This is a genomic window from Desulfosporosinus sp. FKB, assembly GCF_002196705.1.
In the GTDB taxonomy this organism is placed as follows: Bacteria; Bacillota; Desulfitobacteriia; order Desulfitobacteriales; family Desulfitobacteriaceae; genus Desulfosporosinus.
Genome location: NZ_NADJ01000037.1, coordinates 16,741 through 34,413 on the forward strand (window position 1 = coordinate 16,741; position 17,673 = coordinate 34,413).

A 17,673-nucleotide genomic window follows, 5' to 3' on the forward strand; every position below is an offset into this window, starting at 1 on the left:
AGATAAGGCAACAATATCTACGTCGGTAAGCTGGCTATCCGAGCGTTCCTGTAACCTAACGAAGCAGCCCAACGAGAATTCGATCCACTGAAAAGGCAACTCCTATTAATAGATAACCCTTATTTATAAATGGCGGGGAGTACGGGAGTTTCACCCGCCTGCACGAATTTAGAGTCCGTGTGATCAATTCGATCTACCCCCCTCGATAAGATTATTTAATAATGTTCGGAATTTAACCACCAAAGAATAATCTTTTCATTTAGCGGTTAAATCTAGATTCGCTGGGTTAAAACTCAAATTTTTCTGATCGATATGCTCTTAGATAATTACTGCAATAATCATCCCGTCCAGATAACATTTCAGCTGTAATTAGGTTGGCCATGATTCTCTTATCTAGTGGATTGATAATCAAACCATCGAGACCTTTAGCAATAGCCATTACTGCGAATGCTTGATTAATAAACTTTCGATTTGGTAATCCATAAGAAATATTGGACAATCCACACATTGTATGAACACCCTTAAATTCGGTAGAAATAGCCTCAACCGCCTTAAGAAATTCGATTCCAAAAGTTTTATTGGTTGCTACGGGTTGAACTAGAGGATCAACATAGATATTATCGATTTTCATATTATTTTGTACTAATCCATTAATGAGTCTATCTGCAATTTTGAGCCGTTGCTCGGCTGTTTCCGGCATTCCCTCATCACTCATGCATAAAGCGATAACCTTAAGATCTGTTCCTGCAATGACAGGAATCAAAGCATCATAGCGAGCTTTTTCCATAGAAATTGAATTTATCATCGCTGTCCCCTTGTGCACGGACAATGCTGCTTGAATAGCTGCCGGATCTGGGCTATCTAAGCAACAGGGTGCATCAACGACCTCTTGAACTGTTGTTACCAGCCACTGAAGGTATTCCGATTCTTTCCCTACAAAAATACCGGCATTGACATCAATAAAATTTGCACCTGCTTCATATTGATCAATGGCAACCTTTTTTACCGCTTCTGCGTCTTGAATTGAGATCGCTTCGCCAATAGCTTTTCGGCTTGCATTAATTAGTTCTCCTACAATTAACATTTTCCTCATCCCTTTATCATTCGTTTACATCGTGGTCTGCTTATGCACTTAATAATTGCTTACAAAGGTCAACCGCAGAAGCTGCATCTGGTGCAAAACCATCTGCTCCAATCTTATCTGCATAGTCTTTAGAGACCGGTGCACCACCAATGATACATTTAACGTTTAATCCTTCTTCTTTAATTAATTCAATCGTATCCTTCATACCTAACATAGTCGTGGTAAGAAGAGCCGACATAGCCACGATATCCGCTTTATATTCTTTAACGGCCAGTACAAATGCTTCTGGAGCAATGTCAATTCCTAAATTCACGACCCTAAATCCACCACTTTCAAGCAGCATACCGACTAAATTTTTACCGATATCATGAAGGTCACCTTTCACGGTTCCTAGCACGATCGTACCCATTGAAGGCAATTCTTTATCGGTCATAAGTGGTTTTACAAGTGCAATCCCAGCTGACATTGCTTTTGCAGACATTAGTACTTCCGGAACAAACATGTCACCTGCTTTAAAACGAGGTCCAACGATATTCATTCCAGCAATTAATCCTTGGTTGATAACATCCAAGGGGTCCGCACCAGCGTTAATCATTTCCTGTACTTGCTCTTTAACTTGTGCCTCTCTTCCGGCAATAACACTTTGAGCTAAGGATTCAAAACTAACCATAGGCTTTCTTCCTCCTTATAATTGTCATGCTTATCTAACCTTGAGAAGCCTCACATCAATGCCTTTTTAGCTGCAGCTATAATGGTTGTGAACTCTTTTTCTACCTCCTCACCAAGAGGCGCCGGCTGATGGACAGCTAGAAGATTCTTGGCCTTATCTTTTGCCATATCCTCAATTTTTTGGCCTTGTGCCGCCCATTGTTCAAATGTTTGTCTCTTGCTCAGAGGAGGTATCCAAAGTTCCCCTGAACGCATATATTTTCTAGTGTGTTTATGGCCGAGGAAGTTATCATTTTTTTCAATAATCTCAGCAATAACATTCACTGCTAAGTTATCATCGTTAACATCAAATTCCCTGATTGTTCTTTTAACAACTGAAGAAATTTCATCATCCATAACAAGCATGGTGTAGCATTCAACTAAAGCATTATCCAGTGAACCCGCCGAACCAATGATATCACTGCCAGCAAGAGCTTCCATCAAGGCATTATAGAGATGCTCATAACCGCTCTGCGCATCTGCAATCTTAGAGCTTCCGCAATATCCACCCGGAGCAACCGGTATGTTATAGTAACGGCCCAATTGATTCAGACCAGCGGACATAAGACCCATTTCCGGCATAGCCCATAATGCAAGACCCGTTCTCATATCCATAAACGTGGCACGTGAAGACATGGTTAAAGGACAACCCGGTTTATACAATTGAGCTGCAATGACACCGGCTAAAATCTCCGCATTGTGCATGGCCACGAGACCATTCATGCTCATCGGACCTGTAGCACCCATCTGCGGGCAAGGCTCTATACCTAAAGGCAGGCCCGCTTCGACTATATCCAATAAGGCCTCCGCTGGACCAAATCCGTACTCCAAAGGGCTAACCGGGGATACCGGTAAAGTGGCAATTGGTTTTTCCCTAAGAGCCTGTTCACTCCCTGCAGTTGCGATGAGAAGTTCTTTGATAAATTTCAACTCACGTGAAGACTCTACGCAAATACTTAAGGGTTTGGAAGTACTCCGAAGGCAGGTAGCTGTTTCAATAGTTAATATGATCTCTTGGGGGACGTCCCTAGGAAAGAGAGGCGAAATAATATCGATGTTATCTAATGCATCGGCCAAGCGAGTCGTATCCTCTAAATCTTTCACGAGGGCATCCCTACGTTCGCCGCTCTCTAAATCAATTACAGATGGAGCACCAACTAATGTTTGACAGTAAGCCTTTTTCTGACCAATTTCTAATTGATGGAGATCATTTCGTCCGCATAACTTAAAAACTGCCGGTACAGTCTTCAGCCCTTTATCAATGACATCCTGTGTAAAAAGGATTCTCTTACTCTTTTCAATGCAGCCATTATCTAAAAGTAGGGCCCGAAACCTTTCAGAACTCGTACTAATCCCTACTTTTTTTAGAAGATCTAGGCTTGCTTCATGAACTTTCAACAATTGTTCTTCGGAATAATAATCGAACCTCATCGTTCTACCTCCATTTATATTAACCTCTTATCAATTTCCTCTATGCCAAAAGTCGTTTTGCAACATCAACAGCTACTGATGCATCTTCTGCATATCCGTCGGCCCCTATTGTATTCGCCCAATTCTGATTAATCGGTGCCCCGCCAATCATCACCTTAACCTTACCTTTAAGACCTTCCTCTTCCAGAAGCTCAATTATCTCTTTTTGGCGTCCAACAGTTGTTGTTAAAAGTGCCGAGATTCCAATGATATCAGGTTTGAATTCGCGCGCTTTCTCAATGAATTTTTTCGCAGGAACATCGACCCCTAAATCCAGCACCTCAAAACCAGCCGTTTTCAGCATCATGATGACAATATTTTTTCCGATTTCATGCAGATCCCCTTCAACAGTTCCCATGAGCACCCGGCCTACATAATCCCTTTTTTGATCTACCATAAGTGGCTCTATAACTTTGATTCCCGCATCCATTGCTTTAGCACCAAGCAATAAGTCCGGCAAAAAATAAGTTCCATTCCCGAACAAGGTACCAACTGCTTGAATGCCTTTGGTAAGTCCATCATTGATCACCACAAGCGGCTCGATTCCTGTTGCAATCGCTTTATTAGTCCACTCAAAAACCTTGTCCTCGTCGCCCTCCTTTACCCCTTCTATAATAGTATTTAAAATCTCCTCATTCGTCATTTAAATCGCTCCCATTTAATTATTTCTAAGGAAAGAGTGGTAACAGTTATTCCTTTTTCGCTGCGTACTCTTTTTCAGCTTCCTCAACAATACTGTGAATCTTTTCCATAATATCTTCAGACAAAGGTAAAGGCGTGTAATTGTTAAGAATGTCATTAGCCTCGGCATAAGCTCGCTCAGTCAAATTAGTCTCACCATCAATTACCCAGGTTTCCCGCATGGAACGATCAAATAATTTGCTATGGGATTGTTCCTTCTTAAAGTTATCGAAAGTATGCTGCTGAGTGAGAAATTCACCGCCAGGACCAATCTCCTTGATTATGTCCACAGCCATGTTCGCATCAGTAACACTAATTCCATCGATAACCTTCCGGATCATTTTAAATATTTCGTTGTCTATTACAAATTGGGCAAAATCGAAGGTCATTCCCATGTCAAGCATGCCCGCTCCGTAGATCAGATTCGCGCCACCCTGGGCAGCGAGGAGACCAGTCAGAGTTTTTTCATGTGCAGCCTGAGCATCAGGTACTTTACTGTCTGCCTATCCACCGGCAACAAAGCTGGGAAGATTATAATATTGAGCCATCTTAGCAACCGCGGCACTAATCATTCCCAGCTCTGGAGAACCTACCGGTGCCGTCGTTTTCCGCATATCCATGATCGTCGTTGAACTTCCATAAATACAAGGTGCTCCCTTACAGGCCAATTGGCTGAGTACGATGGTGCTTAACACTTCTGCGTTGTGAGTAATTACTGTTCCCGCCAGAGTCACGGGTGAGGTCGCACCTGCCATAGCCATGGAGATAATGTTAACCGGGATTCCAGCTCTAGCTGCTTCAATCACCACGTCCGTACATTCTGGAATCAGCTTCAACAAACTGGTCGGACAAACATTAAAACTAATTAAAGGCCTTTCTTTTAATTTTTCACATCCACCGGTAACTACTGCTGCCATATCTATTAATTTGCGGGCATTTTTCACTCCGTCAGCGCCAATAAAAAAGTGTTTGCTGGTATTAGGAAAAATTGCTTCTGCATTATGCAAGGCCTGTGCTGGCCCTGGATAATCTTGAGCAACCACTGCACGATAACTGATATCCATCTCGGAAAGATAATCGCTCATTTTAGCAGCATTAGCGACATCTTGCTTTTTGCTGGGACGATATTTCCTTGTAACAGGATCGATGACATTCGTCCCTTCGCCAAAATTAACAAAACCAACCCGTTTGCTTTCCAGTATATAATCTTTCTTTGGATCTCTGGCAGCAAGCAAAATTGTTTTGGGAGCTGAACGAACAGCTTCCTCAACCATATAGGGAGGGATTTTTACAATATCATCCTTTGGATCGACCTTGGCCCCACCGGCTGCAAATATTTCTTGAGCTTCCTTACTTTTCACACTTATTCCTGTATGCTGTAAGACATCAAGAGTTGCACAATGAATAGCATAAAGCTCATCCTGTGAAAAAACATCGACGCCGAAACTACCCGAACGGGTAAAGCTGGAATGTGAATTCCTAGACATTTTCTACCTCCATTTTAATTTTTTTGATGTAACAGTAATTGTTCATCTGTCTACGTAGTAATTGCAAAAGCCATACCAAAACTTTGATCACCTAAGAAATTTTATAAAATTTTATTTTTTACAGTTTTAATTTTGAATTACCTGGTTTCATACGGTTCAAAATTGATTTTTCTTTTTTCTTTCAGTTTCCTTCGTTATTACTAATAAAAAAAGAGAAAAGCAGTGTAGAAATTCGCAAATTTTCTTTGAACAAATTTCTACACCGCTCATATATACAGGATTGATTAAGAATTATCTATTAATACCGAGTTTGTTCATTCGGTAGTACAAAACCTGTCTGCTTACACCGAGTTCTTTAGCCGCTTTTGTAATATTTCCGCCATGTCTTTTTAATGCGTTGACCACTCTCGTGTATTCCTGTTCCCTCATTTCAGTAAAAATGTTTTCTTTTTTTAACTCTTCATCCTTTAGCGTTGTCATAAAGGACTTAAAACTTCTAGGCAAGTGCTTTTTGCCAAAAACGGGCTCATCCTCCGGAACCATATTCATTGCAGATTCAATCCAGTTCCTCAACTGTCTTACATTCCCAGGCCAATCATAACTTTGCAACAATTCAAGAACTTCAGGAGAAATTTCACAGACATTTTTTTTCATTTTAGAATTAAAATATTGTACGAAAGAATGGGCAAGAAGATAAACATCCTCCTTCCTTTCACGCAAAGACGGAACCTCCAAGTTAATCACCGCAAGGCGATAATATAAATCGGTTCGCATTAGATTCTGCCGAATGACTTCTTTGGGTTCGACATTGCATGTGCTAATAATTCGTACATCAATAGGTATTTCATGCTTTCCTCCCAGGCGCCGTATTTTTCTTTCTTCCAAAGCCCGAAGTAATTTACTTTGCAGGCAAAGCGGCATTGAATTTATTTCGTCTAAAAGAAGGGTACCACCATCCGCTTCTTCAAATACACCTTTTCGGTCTATGGCTCCCGTAAATGCACCTTTGACTGTACCAAAAATTATGCCCTCCAATAATGTTTCAGGAATTGCAGCACAGTTAATAGACACGAATGGCTTCTGCCATCGATTACTGTTACTGTGAATACTTTGTGCGAACATTTCTTTACCTGTACCTGTTTCACCATATATAAAAACAGATGAATCTGATTTTGCTGCACTTCTAGCCCAACTGATACTTTCTAAAATACTAGTACTATTACCTCGGATATCCTCAAACGTAAAATATTTTTTGTCTGCTAAGTTATTCACTGGGACAAGATCGCAATCTTGCTGATCAAACTTCAATCCTTTATTAAGTTCAATTAATTTGTTTTCAAATATATTACTTATCTGTAAATTTCTATAGATAGCTACAGCCCCAGCCAACTTATTATCATATTTAACGGGAAAGTTATTACCAGTGACACGAACAAATTGACCATTTGATTTATAAAATTGAACATATGGTCCAATGAAGTTTTCCTTCTTTAAACATTTTCCCAAGGTGCTTATTTCCGGATCAAAGTTATAAACCTCTGAGGCATGTTGACCAATAACTTCTTCAATTTTCAATCCATCAAACTCAAGCTGAACACTATTACAGTAAATAATTTGATTCTTTGAGTCAACAATCATGACTCCTTCATCAATATTATCTAAAACCTCTTTAAAAGCTTCATTTAATAAAAGATGCATTTGTTCATTATGTTCGGCAATTTCAGATACGATAACTATATAATATTCACTCGTACTTTCCTTTCCAATAAAAAGTGTACTAATGCTAATTCTCTTTAAAGATTCAAAAATAATAACCTTAGTTCCTAAATATTGCTTATTAAAGCTAGGAATGACCTCAATAATTCTTTTGTTCTTTAGCTCGTTATACTCTCTATTAAAAATTCTAGCGAAACTCGAATTGTACATTTCGAACTTGCCATCAAAATCAATAATGGCAACTCCTTGATCTATTTCAGAAATAAAAACCCTAAGAAAGTCTTTAAGGAGAGAAACGTCTACTTTCATTAAGACACCTGCTTTCTTAAAATTTTTCACTTTCAAATACGCAAATACTCGCTTATGAGACGGTCAAATAAAGTCTTATGAAGTAGTCCCCCCGATAATGATTTTTCTGAAAACTAATCTTTATATCAGTATTCTGATAATATTTGCTGAATTCTTATATTCTCTCAATAATAGGATTTTCCTGCTCACTTTATATGACATATGGTAATCTTTGTATTTTATTGAGATTGTTTTACCTAACCCTCTATGTTTACTGAGGATGTGTTCTAATGATTTGTTCCATGCATTCTTAGTTTTGCACATATAAAAAGCGTCCACTCTAACGTTATTAAAGGGACGCTTTAACTTTCCAGTTACTCTTCTTATAAACTCTTAGCGTGGTTTCTTCTTGTTTTTCTATACTAATACTATCTAAAACGAGTGTTCCTCAAACTCCTTAATAATTTCATCCATTCTACGGATAGCATCAGAGGAAACAGGTGCTGCTTTGTATGTCGTTAATATTCGATCCGTCTCTGCATAAGCAGGTTCAGTAACATCTTTGCCGCCCGCATACTCCATCCAAACCTCACGTTTTCTACGGTCAAAAACGGTAGACATGGACATTTCGCGCATGTGTTTAAATGTATGAGGATGGGTCATAAATTCTCCCCCTGGGCCAACCTCTTTAATAATATCCAAAGCAAGTGACTCATCACTTAAATCGATTCCGGCAATCACTTTGTGCACTCGTCTGAAGTTTTCGATGTCTAGAACAAATTTAGCAAAATCAAAGGTTAATCCCGATTCCAAACAACCTGCACCATAAGTAATATTTGCACCGGAGAGTGTTGTTAAAAGCATTGTTAATGATGATTCATAACCAGCTTGTGCATCAACCAATTTACTGTCCGTCTGACCGCCATTCCCCCAGAACGGTAAATTGTAATACTGGGCAACGCTGGCCAATGCAGCGCTGAGTATTCCCCATTCCGGTGCACCCACAGCGGCCACTGTGAATCGCAAGTCCATAATGGTGCTGCAAGTAGAATACATGGTCGGTGTTCCCTTTCTGGTCAATTGGGCTAAGACTAAATTACTTAATACCTCGGCATTATGTTGCACTAATGTTCCTCCTAAGGTTGCTGGTGCAGTCGCGCCGCTTAATGCCATTGGGATAATTGCCACACCTCCGCCGCCTCTCGCCGCAGTAATCGTACCTTCACAGCATTGTTTGCTTAAAACCAAGGGACTGGTGGGACAGACAAATGCGGAAACAAAAGGACGTTTCTCAAAATTTTCTTTACTTCCAGCGACTGCATACGCCATTTGTAGAACTTTTTTAGCGCTTTCCTCTCTACCAATGGAAAGGAAAAGATGCTTGGAGGTATGGGTAACCATTGCTTCAAAATTATGCAGTGCTTGAGCGTCAGGGTTTTTATCACCGGAACATAATGCCCGCTCAACCACGGGTACCTCGTCATAGTAGTCACACATTAAGGTCGCCTGAGCCAAATCTTCCTTAAACGATCTCCTCACGGTCCGGCTAAACCGGTCAATTACTTGAACATTCTCACCAAAGGGACTGATACCCGTACGTTTGCCGTCCACAGCATAATCGTTTTTCGGGTCACGACCGTAAAAAACGATATTGCTTGGCGCCCAATGCAAACAATCTTCGATCACATAGGCAGGAATCTTAACAATTGAATAGTCATCGTTTTTTTCGATCATACAACCTGCACCTGCAAAAATTTCTGTTGCTTCTGCTAGTTCAACCTTAACTCCGGAATCCCTCAAAATTTCTAAAGTAGCAAAATGAATTAAATCCAATTGCTCCTTAGTAAACGTATTTAAACTAAAACCCGACATCATTGGAATGCCTGCTCTTAATGTTCTTAAACCCATAATAATTCTCCTCCTTAGATCGATTGAGTAAATAAGTTTTCCTCGATTACTTTAGAGAATCCAATATTGATGATGAAGGATAAACAGCATTCGTAACGATACTATAGGATAGACACGTCATCTAAGGTAGGAATCTATGGAACTCGATTGAGCTAGTGTCAACCCCTTGGTTTCAGGTGCCCAAGCGATTGATGCAATAAGGCCTATCACGGTAATTCCTGCACTAATAAGCATCGTCGGCCCAATCCCAAACGTCTTTATACAATAGGGAAGACCAAACATTGCAAGAAAAGTACAAATTTTACTACATGAAACTGCAACCCCTACCGCCGAGGCTCGAATATCTGTTGGGAAAAGTTCATTGGGATAAAGCCATTCCAATATTCCAGGTCCTCCAGAGAAAAAGGAATAGATAGCGAATGCCCCAAGGATTATGAAAATCGAAGCCGTTGGAAATAACCCAAGGATACTCATTGCTATAGCCATGATTGCAAATCCACCGATAAGCAAAGGTCGGCGGCCGATTGAATTCAACAAGAACATAGCAGGAATACAGCCAAGTAAAAAGAAAAAGCTTATGACAATATCCCCCAAAATTGCTTTATTTCCAGATCCTAATCCGAAAGCATCCAGGATTTGTGGACCGAAAGTATAGATGGCATACATAGGTAATACCTGCGCCGTGTAAAGAATAACAACAAACAAGGTCCTTTTTAGATAACCCTTCTTAAATACTTTGATAAACTGTGTTTTCTCTACAGTCTCATCTAAATCAGGTTCAGCGTCAGGACCGAATACTTGCTTTACAATTTTTCTTGCTTCTTCGATCTTTCCTTTACTTATAAGCCAACGTGGGGATTCAGGCGTCCCCCAGCGGCCTATGATGAGTAATAATGCCGGAATTGCGGAACTTCCTAGCATCCACTTCCAGCCTCCTGGAACATCGACTAATAAGTAGCCAACAATATCTGCTGCTGTAGCGCCTATATACCAGACTGCAGCAATAAATCCCATTGTTAAAGCCCGATGTTTACGGGGTGTAAATTCAGCAACAAGGGCTGTAGTAATAGGGTAATCTGCTCCAACCGCGATTCCCACGCCAAAACGGAGTAAGAAAAGCTCCATCGGAGTTGTGATAAACATCTGTAAGATTGAAAGGAAAATAATCGCGATTAAATCGATGGTGAACATTAACTGCCGCCCTATCAAATCTGTAACGTACCCAAAAATCAAACCACCGACGAACAGTCCTGCTAGTCCTGATGCTCCAATCAATCCCGTCCAAAACACGTTAAGATGAAGATGTGGGCCAAGCTGTGTGAGTGCCAGTCCAATGATTACCATGATATATCCATCGAGGAAGCAGCCCCCACCGGAGAATAGGGTTAATTTTTTCAGGAATGGCGTGAACTCTATATCCTCAAATGAGAATTTCATTTCCATTAAATCTTATCCCCCTATTTCAGGATAATGTCCGTTGCTGATTGAAAGAGTTAGGATTTCCTAAGCAGCAAAGTGTTTAAATCCTTATTGTTTCAAATTCCCCTTTTAGACTGATTGGCTGTAGGATTTCTCTACAGTATCAACATCGGTTGTTGATTTTTTAGTTTTAGCCGCATTACGTTGGAAATTTCCCCAATCGTCTTCTTTAATCACTTTGAAGAAACCAATGAAAATGATGATAAAGATAAACAGCATGGGTAAGGATACTAGAACACTGGATGTTTGTACCGCTTTTAAACCGCCGATAGCCATAAGAACCAATGCCAGGATGCCTAAGACAACGGCCCATGAAATCCGGTTCCAACCGGCAGGCTCTTGCTCCCCAGTAATTCTCTTGGTGCTAAGTATGGCTAGAGTATAAGCTGTGCCATTTATCAAGGTAATCGTTGCCAATAGTGTCATTAGCAGCATAGCGAAGAGGAATACCTTTGGCAGAGGCAGCGTCGACCAGACCTGAACTACAGCTGAAGCATTGCCTAAATTATTTAAGGTGTCTGCCAACTGCGGTAAACGCTCATGTATAAATGTGTGTAAAGTGTAATTGCCGAAAACGGCAAAGAAAATCCAAACGCCTAGTCCTGTAGCTGTCAAAATAGCGATGCAAAATTCCCTAACTGTACGTCCTTTGGAGATCCGGGCAAAGTAAATTCCCATTTGTGATGCATAACTTGCCCACCAGGCCCAGTAGAAAATTGTCCACCATTGGGGGAAACCGTTAAAACTCTTGTTGTCAAAAGGTTCAGTATAAAAACTCATTTTGAAGAAATCATTCATCATATTTCCCAAGCCTTCACAAAAATTATTCAATATGAAGACCTTAGGTCCTACTATAAAGACATAAGTTAATACCGCAAAGATTAACCACATCCGTACATTACTGATCAATTTAATTCCTTTATGTAGTCCAGAGTATACGCAGAGAGAAATGATAATAATCCAGAAAATAATCAAGCTAACGTCCATCGCCATCGAACGATGAATTCCGAATACAGAAACAATCAGTTCGCTGGCCAATGGAGTTGCCAACCCTAAGGTTGTAGCTATTCCTCCTATAATTGAAAGTATCAGCAAAATATCGATTACTTTTCCGATCCAGTTGTTTGCGATTTTATCGCCCAAGAGCATCGCACATGCACTACTTGCTCTATTTACATCTTTCTTACGCACCCAGAACATATAACCAAAGGCTACACCCAAGGCGCAGTACATGGAATTACCTGTAAAACCCCAATGAAACAAGGGATACGCAGTCGCCCATCGGTAAGCTTCAGTAGTATATGGCTTCACACCAAAAGGAGGCCCAATCAGATAATAAAACGGTTCGATGGTAGCCCACAAAACTAACGATCCACCCAAAGCTGCAGTAAAAATCATAGATAGCCAGCTGAAAGTTGAAAATTCCGGTTGTCCCTCGCCAAATTTAAGAGCGCTATATTTGCCAAAAATCATGTATAAACAAATTACTAAACATGCAAATGTAAAGAACTGATAAAACCAACTAAAAGTTCCTGTAACGAAAGCGAAAGTATTATTAATCACCTCACTGGCCCTTTTAAGGTCGAGGCCTAAGTAAATGCAAACTCCTATAACTATGATGATCGGCAAGAAGAACAGAATTTTGTCTGTCTCTAACTTCTCAATTGTTTTCTTAGTGCTCATTAACATCCTCCTTTCTAATTCCCATCGCAAATTTCAGTTTCTAAAAAATAAATTGAATAATTCTCATCCCCTTTCGTCTAAGTGTCCGGCAACAACTCCCAATAACGCGTTGATAACTGAAAGATTATTATCGCAAGATTTATGCCAAAAAGATTGTATGACATAACTTTTGTAAAATCTTTCAAAACAAAACAAATAGCTCTAGAAGAGCTATTATAAATGCGTATTTTTATGAAATATAGATAGACTCAATTGATGACATTACAGCTCCTACAATTGAGTGTAAAAATAAGAAAAAAAGTGTAAAAAAAAGATAAGAAAATTTATACATCTAAGGTATCAGATAAATAGCTAAAGAATTCTTTAGCCCTAGTACCTAATCCCTAAAAATCCATATTAACGAAACGTAATAATGGCATAAAACCTGCATTGTGCTATAAGAAGGATGAATTACATAACATAATCCGCTTAGAAAGGGTGTGTCTATGATTGAACCTGTAGTTCTCCATCTTCCTTACGAAATTAGTGAGAAACAGCTTCTTATGAAACTTTGTCTGCGTGAAAATAGCCCTTACATAAACCGTATATTAGAGCTCGCATTGAAGGCCAAGGAAATAGCGAAGCCTAAGGGACTTATAAAAGCTTCTTTTATCGAATCAAAGGCTAATGATTGCGTAATTATTGACAGTATCGAATTCAGGAGTCGAATACTACGGATCAATTTAGAAGAAGTTCATAGAGTTTTCCCCTTTGTCGTGACATGTGGACATGAATTGGATCTATGGTCAAAAGAAATAACAGATATATTCGAGAGTTACGCAGCCGATGTTATAAAAGAAATGATCCTTTATTCTGCTTCTGCAAACCTTAAATCTTATATTGATCAAAAGTTCAGCCTATCTTCTGCTTCAAATATGAATCCCGGGTCACTACCTGATTGGCCAATTAATGAACAGAGATCTTTGTTTCAACTTTTGGGAAGTGTTCAGGAACTCATCGGCGTAGAACTTACAGACAGTTTTCTCCTCATTCCGGTTAAATCTATATCCGGCATTCGTTTTGCCAAGGAAGGAACGTACGAGAACTGTCAACTTTGCCCTCGAGAAAAATGTCCAGGACGAAAGACTCCCTACGATCCTGATTTGTATGAGCAAAAGTATAAGTAAAAATCAGCAACAGCTGCCATCTGAGCAATCGCAACTCGGCTCAGTTCCGGTTAACCACCCCTTAATGATGGCGGCGGCACAACCTACTCCAGGCTTAACTTCTAACGCTTTAAACGGGCAGTTCTTAACACACGCACCGCATTCAATACAACGATCCTTATCCACGATTATCGATTTCCCTTTACTCATAACAAAAACATGATGCGGGCAAACTTCCAGACACATTCCACAGCCCGTACATTTACCGGAGTCCATTCTCAATGTAGAAACATTTTTTAAATAGCTGTGTTTCATCGCTTACACCTCTTTAACGCTTAAATAAAACTGTTAACCAAAATCAGAATTGCTCCTAGACCGATGGAAATAATCATCGCGGGAATGGCTATCTTCATCTCCTTCAAGACTCCGGAAAATGAGGTATACGTTGATGAGCCGGTAAAATTCATTGCTAAGTAGGCAGATACTGGCGGCAATATCAATAGATAACCCAGAGCCTTTAAGACGCTATATTCAGAAGATGGCCATCCCATCAGTAAATTGACAATAACCCAGATAAATCCTAGAAACCAGCCTTTCCATGCGAAAGCTCGTCCGGGTATCCAGGGTAACAATACCGGGGTAAGTACACTTCCAATAATTACGGCACCAACGTAAGCGTAGAAATCTACAGCGCCAAAAGGGCCAATGCCTATAAGATTCAAAAGAAAGAGCACTCCAAAAATCATGAGTGAAATTCTAAAAGTACTTACTAGTTCAATAGGAGTTAATACAAGCCGATCATAAGCACTAAACGTAACAGTCCGCATTTCATCTGTGGCTTTCATTCCTGATTGAATAAACTCTTTGATATCCTTTGCTCTCACTGGTCCATAGACTACTTTAAACCCAGAAAACTTTTGGATGTCGTGTGCACAGACACCCGATGCTCCTAATTGAGGCAGGATTAAGGTTTTATGAGATACAACGTTATCTAATTGAACCACCGCAAGGCGATTTAGAAGTTCAGTTGTTCCAAATGTACCCTTGCCGGCGGCACACCAAACATTAACCCCCTTAGTATCCAGCACTAGAATCCAGGCATCAAAATTAGTCAATTCTTTTCTCAGAGCATCGAAGGTCATCTTATAATTAGCTGTTACCAGTACTGGAGCATTTGGATCAGGATTACCCAACCGATAAAGTCCCGGCTCAACTTTATAATTCATTCGATTGATTCCCCACCTGGCCTTCCAAGCTCCTAAAATGTCCTGGGTTGTTAATTGACTTGAGGTTGGGTTAATCTTAATTTCCCTATTCAAAACGATATCCAACATACATCGTACTCCTTTTCTAACTTAGACCTATTATTTCATTATTAGATATTCGTTGCATTAAGTCTTAGTTCTTGCCTTCCATTTTTCTTGCGTCCTCACAAGAGCTCATCGTCACCCTTACTTTCAGGTCTCCAAGGTCCCACTCTTCCCTATTGCCATTGTCTTTAACCCTCGTTAGATCATCAAGAAGATTTTTAGCCGCTTCGCATCCCTCTTGACTCAATGAATAATACATCCACTTTCCCTCCGGGCGACCTGCCACAATCCCAGATTCAATAAGTATTTTCATATGGTGTGATAAAGTGGATTGTCCTATATGGAGCCCTTCTAAAATTTCGCAAGCGCATCTTTCACCAGTTTGAAGCATTTTAATAATCATTAGACGGTTAGAATCGCAAAGTGCTTTAAATACTTTAGCGTTCCTTTCGTATTGATTTCGTGTGTTCATTTCAACACCTCAAATCTAATATTTTCGATATGTTAAGTATATGCTTCATATTGAAAAACATCAATATATCTTTTTGCTGGATGCCAATAATTTTCGTTTCGTAAATTCAGTACACAAAACTGCACAAAAGAACCCCCGCCATCATCAGGCAGGGACGAAAAACCACTAAATCCCTGTTTTAAATTATATCTAAAACATGGAATCCGTTTTTGCTGTTTATTTCGCCTTGTTAACTATAATAAAGTGCTTTAGAAATGCACTGGAGTTTAACCTTACCTTAAAATCATAATAAAAAGCAACTAAGTCCAATGCTTAGTTGCAATATGTTTTAGGTTGGACTTGGCGTCTTGCAAATACTAGATTATTCGACGAGCACCAAGGTAACAACTAGTATAGTAAGCATCATCAAGTTTCGAAATACAAATACCTTTATTTGAATCAGCTGCAATAAACCTTCCGCCACCGATATAAATACCTACGTGGGATGCTCCCGGAGCATACGTTGAAAAGAATACCAAATCACCAACTTGTAGTTGCTCCCGGTTCACTGAGACTCCCAATTTAAATTGTTCTGCAGCAGTTCTTGGTAAAGAAATACCTACACCCTTAAATACGTATTGGGTATAACCTGAGCAATCAAACCCACTACGACTGTTTCCTCCAAAAACATAGGGAACTCCTATTAAGCTTAGGGCATCGTCCACAAGTTTTGAACTATCTGACCGTGAAACTTCTGTCACGGAGGTTGTATCCGTGACAGTCTTCACTGTTAGGTATAATCCGGATACCCATCCATTTTGACCATTGTATTTCACGTTATACCAATCATTGGTGTTTTTGGAAATCACATCAACTTGAGCGTTTTTAGGAATAGTAGTAAGTACTGCTGATGTGGCTACATCTGTTTTACGTAGATTTAGTGCTGATGCTGTTACTATCCCAACTGTCTTAGTAACACCTGATATAGTTTCACTGCTCCCGGAAATCGTATCTGTTGTGATTTCTGACGATGTATCAGTAACCGTCTTAACTATTAGATAGGCTCCCGAAACCCAACCAGTCTGACCATTGTACTTTACATTGTACCAATTGTTGGCGTTTTTGGAAATTACATCAACTTGAGTGTTTTTAGGAATGGCAGTAAGTACTGTCGAGGTAAACACATCTGTCTTACGTAAATTAAGTGCAGATGCTGTTACTATTCCAACTGTCTTAGTAACACCTGATATAGTTTCACTATTCTCGGACGTTGTAGCTAGTGAAATTCGAGGTGATGCCAGTATAAGTATGCTCATGACGATAACTACCAATGTAAATGCTTTTTTCAACCATTTCACCCATCTCTATTACTTGATTCTTTTATATATTCTTCATTTCTCCAATATTTCCTTTAGGGATTTAATATTTTGATTTCCGAGAAATTTGGTTAAAGGCAAATATTCTCCTTCATGATTCCGATAAGCCTTATAAGCAAAAATTCATACGCTGCTAGACAAATAATACCAAATTAATACACTTTCTCAATTAATTTGCAAGTGCTCGTGGGATACATATTCCTGGTAAAAAAATATCCTACAACCAATGGCCGTAGGATATGATATCTTAGGAATTATTTATTCATTTCTTTCTTTTCAATGAAATTACTTAATTTATAATAACCCCATGTAGCTACTGAAAACCAAAATATAAAAGCAATCAAGGGAACGAAGAACCTGTCATAACAGTGAAAGACTCCCAAACTTATAACTAGGTTTGTGTAGAGAATGCTAAAAATTATTGCAGTTGCCATATAAATATAGTTCAAAGGTTTGTATTTTGGCAAGAAGTAAAAATATAAAATAAAAAAAATTCCCCACGACACCGGCGAAAAAATTTGAATACCCATATACCCAAGTGGACCGTGGGCATACCATCCATATAACCCAGTTAATTTTCCGAGCATATGAAGTATAACTTCAAAAACGCCGCCAAATATAATTCCATGAATCGATAAGCGCTGAATATCCTTTCTTGGCACACAAACTGATAATATCACTGCAAATACTGCTGCATATAAAGGATAAATAAGATACTTTGGCATTTAATAATCACCATTACCCATTTTTTAAAAATAGTATTGGAACAATTGCAATTTTTAATACATTAAACGACTTAAATTAGCATGTTTGGTTAGATTATCCTACTAACTGTAATTTCTAGTAAGTTTAACACGCTACGCAAAGATACCCCGACAACATTATAG

At 39.4% G+C, this 17,673-nt stretch carries 13 protein-coding genes and 2 pseudogenes; 1 reads left to right on the top strand and 14 read right to left on the bottom strand.

Annotated elements, in window-relative coordinates; all coding sequences use genetic code 11:
- Nucleotides 1–286: 286 nt before the first annotated feature.
- The 9 genes and pseudogenes from B5Y67_RS15155 to caiT all read right to left on the bottom strand — a co-directional run bounded on the left by B5Y67_RS15155 (nt 287) and on the right by caiT (nt 12,504).
- Nucleotides 287–1,084 carry a methyltetrahydrofolate cobalamin methyltransferase gene (locus B5Y67_RS15155; RefSeq protein ID WP_088227272.1) on the bottom strand — a complete coding sequence of 266 codons (798 nt, stop codon included), beginning with the start codon at nt 1,082–1,084 and terminating at the stop codon, nt 287–289.
- 40 nt (nt 1,085–1,124) lie between these two features.
- Nucleotides 1,125–1,754: a corrinoid protein gene (locus B5Y67_RS15160; RefSeq protein WP_088227273.1), complete on the bottom strand. Its 630-nt coding sequence runs from the start codon at nt 1,752–1,754 to the stop codon at nt 1,125–1,127.
- 50 nt (nt 1,755–1,804) lie between these two features.
- A complete protein-coding gene (locus B5Y67_RS15165) occupies nt 1,805–3,223 on the bottom strand; it encodes a trimethylamine methyltransferase family protein (protein ID WP_088227274.1) in 1,419 nt (472 codons plus the stop codon).
- A gap of 40 nt (nt 3,224–3,263) precedes the next feature.
- Nucleotides 3,264–3,905 carry a corrinoid protein gene (locus tag B5Y67_RS15170; RefSeq protein WP_088227275.1) on the bottom strand — a complete coding sequence of 214 codons (642 nt, stop codon included), beginning with the start codon at nt 3,903–3,905 and terminating at the stop codon, nt 3,264–3,266.
- A 46-nt stretch (nt 3,906–3,951) separates the two neighbouring features.
- A pseudogene (locus tag B5Y67_RS15180) lies at nt 3,952–5,430 on the bottom strand (trimethylamine methyltransferase family protein).
- Between the two features lie 291 nt (nt 5,431–5,721).
- Complete coding sequence (locus B5Y67_RS15185) at nt 5,722–7,455, bottom strand: sigma 54-interacting transcriptional regulator (protein WP_088227278.1); 1,734 nt, start codon at nt 7,453–7,455, stop codon at nt 5,722–5,724.
- Nucleotides 7,456–7,866: 411 nt separating this feature from the next.
- On the bottom strand, nt 7,867–9,342 hold the full coding sequence (locus B5Y67_RS15190) for a trimethylamine methyltransferase family protein (protein WP_088227279.1): 1,476 nt from the start codon (nt 9,340–9,342) through the stop codon (nt 7,867–7,869).
- A gap of 117 nt (nt 9,343–9,459) precedes the next feature.
- On the bottom strand, nt 9,460–10,785 hold the full coding sequence (locus tag B5Y67_RS15195; protein WP_140419105.1) for an MFS transporter: 1,326 nt from the start codon (nt 10,783–10,785) through the stop codon (nt 9,460–9,462).
- Between the two features lie 105 nt (nt 10,786–10,890).
- On the bottom strand, nt 10,891–12,504 hold the full coding sequence (caiT, locus tag B5Y67_RS15200; RefSeq protein ID WP_242975989.1) for an L-carnitine/gamma-butyrobetaine antiporter: 1,614 nt from the start codon (nt 12,502–12,504) through the stop codon (nt 10,891–10,893).
- A gap of 485 nt (nt 12,505–12,989) precedes the next feature.
- Here caiT and B5Y67_RS15205 point away from each other — a divergent pair, with 485 nt between their 5' ends.
- A complete protein-coding gene (locus B5Y67_RS15205) occupies nt 12,990–13,670 on the top strand; it encodes a vitamin B12 dependent-methionine synthase activation domain-containing protein (protein ID WP_242975990.1) in 681 nt (226 codons plus the stop codon).
- 3 nt (nt 13,671–13,673) lie between these two features.
- Here B5Y67_RS15205 and hgcB read toward each other — a convergent pair whose 3' ends face one another.
- From hgcB to B5Y67_RS15230, 5 genes and pseudogenes are all read right to left on the bottom strand, one after another.
- Entirely contained in the window at nt 13,674–13,964 is a 291-nt protein-coding gene (gene hgcB, locus B5Y67_RS15210; RefSeq protein ID WP_088227281.1) for a mercury methylation ferredoxin HgcB, read from the bottom strand.
- 20 nt (nt 13,965–13,984) lie between these two features.
- Nucleotides 13,985–14,983, bottom strand: a complete 999-nt coding sequence (hgcA, locus tag B5Y67_RS15215; protein ID WP_088227282.1) for a mercury methylation corrinoid protein HgcA — start codon at nt 14,981–14,983, stop codon at nt 13,985–13,987.
- Between the two features lie 160 nt (nt 14,984–15,143).
- Nucleotides 15,144–15,431 (bottom strand): annotated as a pseudogene (locus B5Y67_RS15220) (metalloregulator ArsR/SmtB family transcription factor); the annotation flags it as partial.
- Nucleotides 15,432–15,787: 356 nt separating this feature from the next.
- Nucleotides 15,788–16,726, bottom strand: a complete 939-nt coding sequence (locus B5Y67_RS15225) for an NlpC/P60 family protein (protein ID WP_140419106.1) — start codon at nt 16,724–16,726, stop codon at nt 15,788–15,790.
- A gap of 314 nt (nt 16,727–17,040) precedes the next feature.
- Entirely contained in the window at nt 17,041–17,511 is a 471-nt protein-coding gene (locus B5Y67_RS15230) for a hypothetical protein (protein WP_088227285.1), read from the bottom strand.
- Between the last annotated feature and the right edge of the window lie 162 nt (nt 17,512–17,673).